This window comes from Streptomyces sp. NPDC057963 (assembly GCF_042887155.1).
In the GTDB taxonomy this organism is placed as follows: Bacteria; Actinomycetota; Actinomycetes; order Streptomycetales; family Streptomycetaceae; genus Streptomyces.
Genome location: NZ_JBHVPX010000008.1, coordinates 229,176 through 241,217 on the forward strand (window position 1 = coordinate 229,176; position 12,042 = coordinate 241,217).

At 70.8% G+C, this 12,042-nt stretch carries 9 protein-coding genes and 1 pseudogene; 5 read left to right on the top strand and 5 right to left on the bottom strand.

The features are described 5' to 3' along the window. Positions 1-62: 62 nt before the first annotated feature. The 4 genes and pseudogenes from ACFVT1_RS20770 to ACFVT1_RS20785 form a co-directional block, all read right to left on the bottom strand. A pseudogene (locus ACFVT1_RS20770) lies at positions 63-365 on the bottom strand (PhoD-like phosphatase N-terminal domain-containing protein); the annotation flags it as partial. 107 nt (positions 366-472) lie between these two features. Next, positions 473-1,288 carry a DsbA family protein gene (locus ACFVT1_RS20775; protein WP_389797410.1) on the bottom strand — a complete coding sequence of 272 codons (816 nt, stop codon included), beginning with the start codon at positions 1,286-1,288 and terminating at the stop codon, positions 473-475. 48 nt (positions 1,289-1,336) lie between these two features. Further along, positions 1,337-2,059: a hypothetical protein gene (locus ACFVT1_RS20780; RefSeq protein WP_389797413.1), complete on the bottom strand. Its 723-nt coding sequence runs from the start codon at positions 2,057-2,059 to the stop codon at positions 1,337-1,339. 64 nt (positions 2,060-2,123) lie between these two features. Further along, entirely contained in the window at positions 2,124-3,449 is a 1,326-nt protein-coding gene (locus ACFVT1_RS20785) for a DUF2252 domain-containing protein (protein ID WP_389797415.1), read from the bottom strand. A 211-nt stretch (positions 3,450-3,660) separates the two neighbouring features. Between ACFVT1_RS20785 and dnaE the strand changes: the two genes are divergently transcribed. After that, entirely contained in the window at positions 3,661-7,200 is a 3,540-nt protein-coding gene (dnaE, locus tag ACFVT1_RS20790) for a DNA polymerase III subunit alpha (RefSeq protein ID WP_389797418.1), read from the top strand. Between the two features lie 100 nt (positions 7,201-7,300). Here dnaE and ACFVT1_RS20795 read toward each other — a convergent pair whose 3' ends face one another. After that, the gene (locus ACFVT1_RS20795) at positions 7,301-7,480 is read right to left on the bottom strand and encodes a hypothetical protein (RefSeq protein ID WP_362208451.1); all 180 of its coding nucleotides are present in this window, start codon (positions 7,478-7,480) and stop codon (positions 7,301-7,303) included. A 224-nt stretch (positions 7,481-7,704) separates the two neighbouring features. Here ACFVT1_RS20795 and ACFVT1_RS20800 point away from each other — a divergent pair, with 224 nt between their 5' ends. The 4 genes from ACFVT1_RS20800 (at position 7,705) to ACFVT1_RS20815 (ending at position 11,868) form a co-directional block, all read left to right on the top strand. Continuing rightward, on the top strand, positions 7,705-8,988 hold the full coding sequence (locus ACFVT1_RS20800; protein ID WP_389797422.1) for an NYN domain-containing protein: 1,284 nt from the start codon (positions 7,705-7,707) through the stop codon (positions 8,986-8,988). Positions 8,989-9,142: 154 nt separating this feature from the next. Next, positions 9,143-10,117: an ABC transporter ATP-binding protein gene (locus tag ACFVT1_RS20805; protein ID WP_389797752.1), complete on the top strand. Its 975-nt coding sequence runs from the start codon at positions 9,143-9,145 to the stop codon at positions 10,115-10,117. A 238-nt stretch (positions 10,118-10,355) separates the two neighbouring features. Beyond that, positions 10,356-11,084 (top strand): ABC transporter permease, encoded by a 729-nt coding sequence (locus tag ACFVT1_RS20810; RefSeq protein ID WP_389797754.1) that lies wholly within the window; start codon positions 10,356-10,358, stop codon positions 11,082-11,084. 34 nt (positions 11,085-11,118) lie between these two features. Then, positions 11,119-11,868, top strand: a complete 750-nt coding sequence (locus ACFVT1_RS20815; protein WP_389797425.1) for an ABC transporter permease — start codon at positions 11,119-11,121, stop codon at positions 11,866-11,868. The last annotated feature ends 174 nt before the right edge of the window (positions 11,869-12,042 follow it).

Genomic DNA, 12,042 nt, shown 5'->3' on the forward strand with positions numbered 1-12,042 from the left:
GGCTCAGCGGGTGCGTCCGGCCGCCTCCCGTGCGCGCCTCCCCGACGTGGATCTCAGCGCACCGCGACGACCCGGGTGAACCCCTTGTCCTCGGCGACCTCCCAGCGGACCGCCGTGTCGGCGCGACGGCCGGAACCGGGCGCGGCGTCGGGGGCCGGGGTGACACGGGTCCACAGGAGTATGCCGTCGGGGAGGGGGACGCCGGAGGCGACGCCGTGCAGGAAGGCGGGCCCGTCCGCGGCATGCGCGGTGGTGGCGGCGCCCAGCACGGGGGCCGCGACGGCGGTGGCGGCGGCGTGACGACCGCGTGGCGGCTGGGCGCGGAGAGCGGCGTGGAAAGGTGTCGACCGGTCACGGGGCAGCACCCCACTGACCGGTCAAGCCGACGGGCAGGCGGACCAAGGAAGTTCGCCTGCCCGTCGGAGGATCGCCGCCGCGGGTTCGCCGCCCGGCCCGATCCAGACGAAAGACCCTAGCCCTTCAGCGCGGCGGTGATCGCGGTGTTGAAGTCCTCCACCGTCATCGGAGCGTTCTCGCTCTTCCCGTCGGTGAGCGCCTTGCCGTCCATTTTCAGCGTCGGAGTGCCCCTCACGCCGCTCTTGTCGAACGCCGCGGACATCTTCATCGCCCAGTTGTCGTACGTACCGTCCTCGACGTCCTTCTGGAACGCCTTGTTGCCCTTCAGCGCGTCCACCGAGTCGGCGATCTTGATCAGATAGGCGTCGTCCTTGAACTTGTCGTCGGTCTCCTCCGGGTGGTACTTCGCGGAGTAGAGCGCGTACTTGTAGTCGAGGAACGCCTCCGGGCTGACATTGAGCGCCGCGCCGAGCGCGCTCAGCGCGTTCTTCGAACCCTCGCCGTTGGAGGCGTCGTCGATGAACGTGGCACCGATGTACTTGATCTTGTACTTTCCGGCGTCGACGTCCTTGTGCACCGTCTCGCCGATGGCCTGTTCGAGCGTGGCGCAGATCGGGCAGCGCGAGTCCTCGTACAGTTCCAGGGTCTTCTTGGCGGTCGACTTGCCGATGACGACGGTCGTGCCGTTCTTGCCGGTGGTGTTCTTGGGCGCCGTGACGTTCTTCGCGTCCTTGGCGGCTTCCCAGTGGGACGGCTTGTTCAGCTGCATGACGCCCCAGGTGCCGACGCCGACGACCGCCAGCACGCCGACGATCGAGACGCCGACGATGACCTGCCGGCGGACCTTGTCCTTCTTGGCCTGGCGCTCGCGCTCGGCGCGCAGTCGCTCGCGGGCCGCCGCCTTGTTGGCCTGGCTGTTGCGGTTGCTCATGTTCGTCTCTCCATGGTGGGGGTGGTATGCCGTCGGGGGTGTGCGTGCTCAGGCGATGACGCAGGCCGAGCGCGGCGGTCCCCTCCGTCCCACGGAGTGCACGAGCAGACGGGTGTGTACGAGCAGGTGCGGGCCGTGTCCGGCGGGGCGCACCCTGCGGTGTACGCAGTGGCGGGCCGTACCGGCCACGGCGACCGCGATCAGCAGCGGCCGGAACGCCAGGACGGCGACCGCGCCCAGCAGGCCGACGAGCGCGGACTCGCCGCGCCGGAGCCAGGCCGCGGCGACCAGCCCGACCGATACATGGGCGGCGAGCAGCAGCCACGGCACCGCGGGGCCGGGGGAGGCCAGCAGCGCGGCCGCCGTGTGCCCGGCGCCGGTCACCGAGGCGAGCGGGGTACCGACGTCGCCGTGTGGTGCCGCACCGGCGCCGATGTCACCGCCGCCGCACAGCACATCGACGCCGACCGAGCGCAGCGGCCCCGCTATCGGGCCGCCCGCCGCGCCGTAGCAGAGGTGCTGGCCGGTGGTGAAGACGGTGTCGGCGGCCAGTTCCAGCGGGACCAGCAGCCCGGCGATCGCCCCGAAGCCGCGCTCCCGGCCGGCCAGCGCGTACGCCACCGCGAAGACCGCGCCGGCCAGCAGGGCGACGGCGGTCAGCGGCAGCGAGACCCGGGAGAGCAGCACATGGGACCCGGCCGAGAGCGTCACGACGAGCGCTGTGAAAAGCGCGGCGCGAACGACTCTGAGCTGCGTCCCGGATATGTCCATCGTCGAGGAGTGTCGCATGCGAACCTGTCGGCGCCCCCCGAAGGGGGCGGTCGCGTGCGGATTCCTACAGTCCGGGGATCCGGCCGTTGCGGAAGAGGTCCACGAAGATCTGGTGGTCGGCGCGGGCGCGGGCGCCGTAGCTGTGCGCGAAGTCCACCAGCAGACCGGCGAAGCCCTCCTCGTCCGCCGCGATCGCCGCGTCGATCGCCCGCTCCGTGGAGAACGGCACCAGCGAGTGGCCGCTCTCGTCGTCCGCCGCAGAGTGCATCGTCGCCGTCGCCCGGCCGAGGTCGGCGACGACCGCGGCGATCTCCTCCGGCTCGTCGATGTCGGACCAGTCCAGATCGACCGCGTACGGAGAGACCTCGGCGACCAGCTGCCCGGCCCCGTCCAGCTCGGTCCAGCCGAGCCACGGGTCGGCGTGCGCCTGCAGGGCGCGCTGCGAGATGACCGTGCGGTGCCCCTCGTGCTGGAAGTACTCGCGCACGGCGGCGTCGGTGATGTGCCGGGAGACCGCGGGGGTCTGCGCCTGCTTGAGGTAGATCACCACATCGTTCTCCAGGGCGTCGCTGTTGCCCTCGAGGAGGATGTTGTACGAGGGCAGCCCGGCCGAACCGATGCCGATGCCGCGACGGCCGACGACATCCTTCACCCGGTAGGAGTCGGGGCGGGTCAGGCTGGACTCCGGCAGCGTCTCCAGATAGCCGTCGAAGGCGGCCAGCACCTTGTAGCGCGTCGCCGCGTCCAGGTCGATCGAGCCGCCGCCCGCCGCGAACCTGCGCTCGAAGTCCCGGATCTCGGTCATCGAGTCCAGCAGCGAGAACCGGGTCAGCGACCGGGCGTCGCGCAGCGCGTCCAGCAGCGGGCCCTCCGCCGTGTCCAGTGAGAAGGGCGGCAGCTCGTCGTTCTTCGCGCCCGTCGCCAGTGCGTGGATCCGCTCGCGGTAGGCCGCCGCGTAGATCCGGACCAGCTCGGCGATCTGGTTGTCACCCAGCGCCTTCGCATACCCGATCAGCGCGACGGAGGCGGCGAACCGCTTGAGGTCCCAGGTGAACGGGCCGACGTACGCCTCGTCGAAGTCGTTCACATTGAAGATCAGCCGGCCGTTGGCATCCATGTACGTGCCGAAGTTCTCCGCGTGCAGATCGCCGTGGATCCACACCCGCCCGGTCCGCTCGTCCAGATACGGGCCGCCGTGCCGCTCCCGCTCCAGGTCGCTGTAGAACAGGCACGCCGTGCCCCGGTAGAAGGCGAACGCCGAGCCCGCCATCTTGCGGAACTTGACCCGGAAGGCAGCCGGATCGGCGGCCAGCAGCTCCCCGAACGCGGTGTCGAAGACCTCAAGAATCTGCTCCCCGCGCTGCGCTGCGCCGGTCTGCGCTTCCGACATCTCTGGGTGCCTCCTGGTACCTGACGTACATGACAAACGGGACGGGTTTCTCAGCCCGTCCAACGCGCGACCGTACCCGGGAGTGCCCCTCGCCCGTCACCTCGGAGACGTAGACTTCCACGCTGTCCCCCCAGTCCGCCCGCCCGTCGCCCGACCGCCGCCCCTCATCGAGGCGCTCCGCGCCGCGCCTGCACATCGGAGGCCCACCGCCGTGACCAAGCCGCCCTTCACGCACCTTCACGTCCACACCCAGTACTCGCTGCTGGACGGTGCCGCGCGGCTCAAGGACATGTTCAACGCGTGCAATGAAATGGGCATGTCCCATATCGCGATGACCGACCACGGCAACCTGCACGGCGCCTACGACTTCTTCCATTCGGCGCAGAAGGCGGGCGTGACGCCGATCATCGGGATCGAGGCGTACGTCGCCCCGGAGTCGCGCAAGCACAAGCGGAAGATCCAGTGGGGCCAGCCGCACCAGAAGCGCGACGACGTCTCGGGTTCGGGCGGTTACACCCACAAGACGATCTGGGCGTCGAACGCGACGGGGCTGCACAACCTCTTCCGGCTCTCCTCGGACGCGTATGCCGAGGGCTGGCTGCAGAAGTGGCCGCGCATGGACAAGGAGACCATCTCCCAGTGGTCCGAGGGACTGATCGCCTCCACCGGCTGCCCCTCGGGCGAGGTGCAGACCCGGCTGCGGCTCGGCCAGTTCGACGAGGCGGTCCAGGCGGCCTCCGACTACAAGGACATCTTCGGCGAGGGCAAGTACTTCCTGGAGCTGATGGACCACGGCATCGAGATCGAGCGCCGGGTCCGTGACGGGCTCCTCGAAATCGGCAAGAAGCTGGACATCCCGCCGCTGGTGACCAACGACTCGCACTACACCTACGCGCACGAGGCCACGGCGCACGACGCGCTGCTGTGCATCCAGACGGGCAAGAACCTCTCCGACCCGGACCGCTTCCGCTTCGACGGCACCGGCTACTACCTCAAGACCACCGACGAGATGTACGCCGTCGACTCCTCCGACGCCTGGCAGGAGGGCTGCGCCAACACCCTGCTGGTCGCGCAGCAGATCGACACCGCCGGCATGTTCGAGAAGCGCGACCTGATGCCGAAGTTCGACATCCCGGACGGCTACACGGAGATCACCTGGTTCCAGGAAGAGGTCCGCGTCGGCATGAACCGGCGCTTCCCGGGCGGCGTCCCCGAGGACCGGCAGAAGCAGGTCGAGTACGAGATGGACATCATCATCCAGATGGGGTTCCCGGGGTACTTCCTGGTCGTCGCCGACTTCATCATGTGGGCGAAGAACAACGGCATCGCGGTCGGCCCCGGCCGAGGCTCCGCGGCCGGTTCGATCGTGGCGTACGCGATGGGCATCACCGACCTCGACCCGATCGAGCACGGGCTGATCTTCGAGCGGTTCCTCAACCCCGAGCGCGTCTCCATGCCCGATGTCGACATCGACTTCGACGAGCGCCGGCGCGTCGAAGTGATCAGGTACGTGACGGAGAAGTACGGCGCCGACAAGGTCGCCATGATCGGCACCTACGGAAAGATCAAGGCGAAGAACGCCATCAAGGACTCCGCCCGGGTCCTCGGCTACCCGTACGCGATGGGCGACCGGCTCACCAAGGCCATGCCCGCCGACGTCCTCGGCAAGGGCATCGACCTCAACGGCATCACCGACCCCAAGCACCCGCGCTACAGCGAGGCGGGCGAGATCCGGGGGATGTACGAGAACGAGCCGGACGTCAAGAAGGTCATCGACACCGCGAAGGGCGTCGAGGGCCTGGTCCGGCAGATGGGCGTGCACGCCGCCGGCGTCATCATGTCCAGCGAGCCGATCGTCGACCACGCCCCGATCTGGGTGCGGCACACCGACGGCGTCACCATCACGCAGTGGGACTACCCGCAGTGCGAGTCGCTCGGCCTGCTGAAGATGGACTTCCTGGGCCTGCGCAACCTCACCATCATGGACGACGCCGTGAAGATGGTGGAGTCCAACAAGGGCGTCAAGCTGGACCTGCTCGGCCTCCCGCTGAACGACCCCAAGACGTACGAGATGCTCTGCCGCGGTGACACGCTCGGTGTGTTCCAGTTCGACGGCGGTCCGATGCGCTCCCTGCTGCGCCAGATGCAGCCCGACAACTTCGAGGACATTTCCGCCGTCTCGGCCCTGTACCGGCCGGGCCCGATGGGCATGAACTCGCACACGAACTACGCCGAGCGCAAGAACGGCCGCCAGGAGATCACCCCGATCCACCCGGAGCTGGAGGAGCCCCTCAAGGAGGTCCTCGGCCTCACCTACGGCCTGATCGTGTACCAGGAGCAGGTGCAGAAGGCCGCCCAGATCGTCGCCGGCTACTCGCTCGGCGAGGCCGACATCCTGCGCCGCGTGATGGGCAAGAAGAAGCCCGAGGAGCTGGCGAAGAACTTCGTCCTCTTCGAGGCGGGGGCCAAGGAGAAGGGCTTCTCCGACGCCGCGATCAAGGCCCTGTGGGACGTGCTGGTCCCGTTCGCCGGATACGCGTTCAACAAGGCGCACTCCTCCGCGTACGGCCTGGTCACCTACTGGACCGCGTACCTCAAGGCGAACTACCCCGCCGAGTACATGGCGGCGCTGCTGACCTCGGTCAAGGACGACAAGGACAAGTCGGCGGTCTACCTCAACGAGTGCCGCCGCATGGGCATCAAGGTGCTGCCGCCCAATGTGAACGAGTCGCTGTCGAACTTCGCGGCGCAGGGCGACGACGTGATCCTCTTCGGCCTGACCGCCGTCCGCAACGTGGGGCAGAACGTCGTCGACTCGATCATCCGGAGCCGCAAGGCGAAGGGGAAGTACGGCAGCTTCCCCGACTTCCTGGACAAGGTCGAGGCGGTCGTCTGCAACAAGCGCACCGTCGAATCGCTGATCAAGGCCGGCGCGTTCGACGAGATGGGCCACACCCGCAAGGGCCTGGTCGCGCACCACGAACCGATGATCGACAACGTGGTGCAGGTCAAGCGCAAGGAGGCCGAGGGGCAGTTCGACCTCTTCGGCGGCATGGGAGAGGAGGAGAGCGACGAGCCGGGCTTCGGGCTCGACGTGGAGTTCTCCGACATCGAGTGGGAGAAGTCCTACCTGCTGGCCCAGGAGCGCGAGATGCTCGGGCTGTACGTCTCCGACCACCCGCTCTTCGGCCTGGAGCACGTGCTGTCCGACAAGGCCGACGCCTCCATCTCCCAGCTGACCGGCGGAGAGCACTCCGACGGCGCCATCGTCACCGTCGGCGGCATCATCTCCGGGCTCCAGCGGAAGATGACCAAGCAGGGCAACGCCTGGGCCATCGCCACCGTCGAGGACCTGGCCGGTTCCATCGAGTGCATGTTCTTCCCCGCCACGTACCAGCTGGTCTCCACCCAGCTCGTCGAGGACACCGTCGTCTTCGTCAAGGGACGCCTCGACAAGCGCGAGGACGTGCCCCGGCTCGTCGCCATGGAGATGCAGGTCCCCGACGTCTCGTCGGCGGGCACCAACGCCCCCGTGGTCCTGACCATCCCCACGGTCAAGATCACGCCGCCGATGGTCAGCCGCCTCGGCGAGGTCCTCAGCAACCACCGGGGCGACACCGAGGTGCGGATCAGGCTCCAGGGCCCCCGCAAGACCACGGTGCTCCGGCTCGACCGGCACCGGGTGAAGCCCGATCCGGCGCTCTTCGGTGACCTGAAGGTGCTGCTCGGGCCGTCCTGCCTGGCCGGCTGAGCCGCTTCACGACCTATGGATACGAGAGGGGCGCCTCCGCGGAAGCGGGGGCGCCCCTCTCGTATCTCCCGGCCCGCGGCCGGACCGGAGATCCGGCCGGTCAGTTGTGGCCGAAGCGCCGCTGGTGCTTGCGGGCGACATCGGCAGGACTGCCCTGGGCCTGCGACTGAGGCTGTATCTGCGACTCGTACGTGTTCGACTTGGACTCCTCCGCACCGTGCTCCGGACCGGACGTGCGGGTCTGCCGGCTGCCCTGCTTGCGGTTCTTGTTCTTGGCCATGGTGTTCCTCCTGTGGGGACTCTCGGGGCCAGGACCGCGTTCAGATTCACATAGTGGTGTAAAGGGTGCATGTTGGATCATTACCGTGCGTAGCGAGGGGGTATCATGCGCCGTTTTCCCGATCCGCCACGCCGATGATCGAGTTCCGGCCGTCAACCCCTGCGCGGTCGGGCAGACTCGAAGGAAATCCTTGGCAAAGACCACACCCGAATTTCTGGAAGAGGGTGGAACGCGTGGACCGTTGCGTCGTCCTGGTGGACGCCGGCTACTTGCTGGGTGCAGCCGCGAGTCTGCTGGCCGGAGAGCCCGCCCGTTCCCGCATCACCGTCGACCACGCGGCCCTCATCCGGGGCCTGCGGGAGCTGGCAGAGGCCGATACGCGGCAGCCGCTGCTGCGGATCTACTGGTTCGACGGCGCCCCCGACCGCGTACCGCAGCCCGAGCACCGCAGACTGCGGGTGATGCCCCGGGTGACCGTCCGGCTCGGCGCCCTCACCCGCAGTGACGGGCGCTGGGCGCAGAAGGGCGTCGACGCCGCGATGCACGCCGAGCTCACGGAGCTGGCCAGGAACCGGGCGTGCTCCGACGTGGTGCTGGTGACCGGCGACGGCGATCTGCTGCCCGGCCTGATGTCCGCCAAGGAACACGGCGTCGCCGTCCACCTGTGGGCCGTCCAGGCCGCCGACGGCGACTACAACCAGTCCGAGGACCTGGTCGCCGAGGCCGACGAGCGAAGGGTGCTCGACCGGGCCTGGATCACCGGGGCCGTACGGGCCAAGGAGACCGGCGGTGTCTGTGCCCCGCCGCCCGCACCCCGGCCGGAGATCGCCGCGATCCTCGCCGCCCCGCTGCCCGAGGCGGCCCTCGCCGCGTCCGCCGAGCGGGCGCCGGAGGCCCAGGAGCAGGCCGCCGCCAACGGCGCCGCCCCGCCGCCCGAGGAGAGCACCGGCGCCGACCGGCCCGGCCCCGGCGGAAAGGGCGTCCCCACCCCCAAGGATCTGGCGGGCAGCCTGCGCGGCCCTGGCACCCAGCCGGCCCAGCACCCCACCCAGCCCTCGCCCGCCAACGCGACCCTGCGCTGGTCCTCCGACAAGGGCTGGATGGACCGCGGCGGACCGCTGGGCGAGCCCGCCGAAACCGCGTCCCTCCCGACACTGGCCCAGCTCACCAGCGCCGAGCAGCGCTGGGCGGACCGCGAGGAGGACATCACCACCGTCGGCGGCGACCCCTTCGAGGTGGGCCAGGTCTTCGCCCGCCGCTGGATGGAGCGGCTGCCGGAGACCGTTCATCTGCAGAAGCTGTCGACCATGTACCCGCGCATCCCGCACCGCATCGACGGCGAGCTGCTGCGGTACGCGGCACGGTTCGGCCTGCTCGCCCACAAGGACGACCAGATCGACGAGCACGACCGCTATGCGATCCGAGCGGGATTCTGGCGGGAGATCGATGTACGGGCCGCGGCGGAACACGCCCCCGCGGCGGAGCGGACGGGCCCGTCCGCCGACTGACGGCACAGCGGGCCCGCAGGCGGGCAACCCGGTCGGCGATGGCCGCGTCCGGGCCCGACCGGCACGGCCCCGGGCGCAATCCGGGGCGTCCGACCCCGTACTCTCGTACCTCGTGAGTACGGGCACAGCACAGGCGCAGACGGCAACCGGGACCGTGTGCGCGGTGCGTGATCTGGTCAAGACCTATCCCGCCGCCCGCGGCCGCCGCGGCGCGCCCGCCACACCCGAGGTGCGCGCCACCGACGGGATCAGCCTGGAGGTGCGGCGCGGCGAGATCTTCGGTCTCCTCGGCCCCAACGGCGCCGGGAAGTCCACCCTGGTACGTCAGCTCACCGGGCTGATGCGGCCCGACTCCGGCGGCGTCACCGTGCTGGGCCACGATCTCGTACGCCACCCCGAGCGGGCCTCCCGGCTGATCGGATACCTCGGCCAGGAGTCCACCGCCCTCGACGAACTGACGGTGTCGCTCGCCGCCGAGACCACCGGACGGCTGCGCGGCCTTCCGGCCCGGGACGCGCGCGCCGAGCGCGACGCCGTACTCGGTGAACTCGGCCTCACCGAGATCGCGGGACGCCCCCTGAAGAAGCTCTCCGGCGGACAGCGGCGGCTCGCCTGCTTCGCCGCCGCGCTGGTCGGCGAGCGGCCGGTGCTGGTGCTGGACGAGCCGACGACCGGGATGGATCCCGTCGCGCGGCGCGCCGTCTGGGCCGCGGTGGACCGGCGCCGGGCCGAACACGGCACGACGGTGCTGCTCGTCACCCACAACGTCATCGAGGCCGAGACGGTCCTCGACCGGGTCGCCGTGATCGAACGCGGCCGGGTCATCGCCTGCGACACGCCGGCCGGCCTCAAGGAACGTGTCGCGGGCGAGGTCCGGGTCGAGCTGGTGTGGCGCGAACGGGCGCCGCTGGACGTGCCCGAAGTCGCCGCGCTGCGCGGCTCGGCCCAGGAGTCCGGACGGCGCTGGGTGCTGCGGCTCGGCCCCGACGAGGCACGGGCGGCGGTGGCCGCCGTGACCGGCGGCGCGGCCTTCTCCGCACTCGACGACTTCACTCTGGCGACGCCCAGCCTGGAGGACGTCTATCTGGCGCTCGGCGGGGACGCGACCAAGGGGCTGGTGAAGTCATGAACGGGGCGGGCGGGATGAACGGGGCGGCCGGGGTGCGCGGGACGACCGGGGTGAGCGGGGCGGCCGGGTGCGTGTGCGCGGCCGGACAGGGAGCGAAGAGGAGCAGCGCCAGGTGACGAGCATCGTTCCCGCCCAGGCGGTGGCCGGACCCGTCCGGACCGCCGAGGACGGCCGTGCCGGCCGCGAGGACGACGGCCGGCACGGGGCGGCCCCCGCGCCGCTCGCGCCGCGCGCCCGGTTGTTCCCCTCGCTCGCGGCCGTCTACCGCGCCCAGCTGTCCCGGGCCCGGGTCGCCCGTATCCCGCTGCTCTTCGTCGCGACCTTCCAGTCCGTCGGGATCATGGTGCTGATGCGCGGGGTCGTCGACGGCGGCGCCGAGGCACGGGCCGTCGTCGCCGGATCCAGCGTCCTCGTGGTGGCCTTCGTCGCGCTCAACCTGCTCGCCCAGTACTTCGGGCAGCTGCGGGCCGGCGGCGGGCTCGACCACTACGCGACCCTGCCGGTGCCGCCCGCCGCGGTGGTGCTCGGTGCCGCCGGGGCGTACGCCTCCTTCACCGTGCCCGGCACCATCGTCACGGCCGTGGCGGGAAGCGTGCTGTTCGGGCTGCCGCTGACGCATCTGTGGGTGCTCGTCGCCGTCATCCCGCTCTCCGGGGCGGCGCTCTCCGGGCTCGGCGCGGCGCTGGGGCTGCTCGCGCCCCGGCAGGAGCTGGCCACGCTGCTCGGGCAGCTGGGCATGTCGGCGGCGCTGCTGCTCGGCGTCCTGCCGGCCGACCGGCTGCCCGCGCCGATCGGCTGGGCCCGCGACCTGCTCCCCTCGACGTACGGTGTCGAGGCGCTCTCACGGTCCTTCGACGCCCGTCCCGACTGGGCGGTCGTCGCGCTGGACTGCGCGGTCTGCGCCGTTGTCGGCGTCCTCTCGCTGGCCGTGGCCACCTGGGCGTACCGCAGGGCAGCGGTCCGATGAGGCGCGGCACAGGTACGCCTGGCACGATGGCACGGTGACCGCACCTCTGACGCCGCCTCACCAGCCCTCGTCCAACGACCCCTGGCAGACCCCGCCGACCTGGGGCGGGCCCGGCGGCCCCGGTGGGCCCGGTTCCGGGTCCCTGCTGGAGTCCGAGGGGGAGAACGACCGCCGGTCGGATCTGCGGCGGGCCGCCGTGGTCACCGTTCTCGTGACCGTCGCGGGCATCGCGCTCGGACTTCTCTGGGTGTGGCTGGCTCCGCGGGTTCCGCTGATCTCCGACAGCACGGCCGTCTTCCTCAACGACAGCGAGGGCGAGGAGGCGATCGGAGCCGACGGCACGTTCGTGCTGCTCGCCCTGGCATTCGGCGCGCTCTCCGCGGCCCTGGTCTTCTGGTTCCAGCGGCGTGGCGGCATCGCCCTCGTGGTGGGACTCGCGCTGGGCGGGCTGCTCGGTTCGCTGGTCGCCTGGCGGCTGGGGGTGTGGCTCGGGCCGGACCAGGACGTGGTCGCGCACGCGCGGGCCGTCGGCAAGGGCGTGGTCTTCGACGCACCGCTTCAGCTGCGGGCGAAGGGGGCCGCGTTGCTGGTGTGGTCGATGGGCGCGATGGCGGTTCATCTCGGGCTGACCGCGTTGTTCGGGCCGCGGGATCCGGAGCCGGAGTGGGGGATGTTTCCCGGGTGGGCCGCAGGTGGGCCGGTGCCGGGGGCGGGGCCCGGTGCGGATGCGGGGCCGGGCGCTCCGGGAGCGGGTGTGCCGCCGGTGCCGCCGGCCGGCGCTTGAGAGGTCGCGCAGACAGGCGCGGTGCGCAGCCTGATCCGATGCGCCTGGACAACTCACTGCTGGGATGCCCGCCCCACCCGACGACCCCGACCCCACACCTGTCCGTGCGGGGCCTCTAATATCATTTCGCGTTCTCCGGCGGGCGCTGACTCCCGCTTGGCCGTGCCCGCCGCC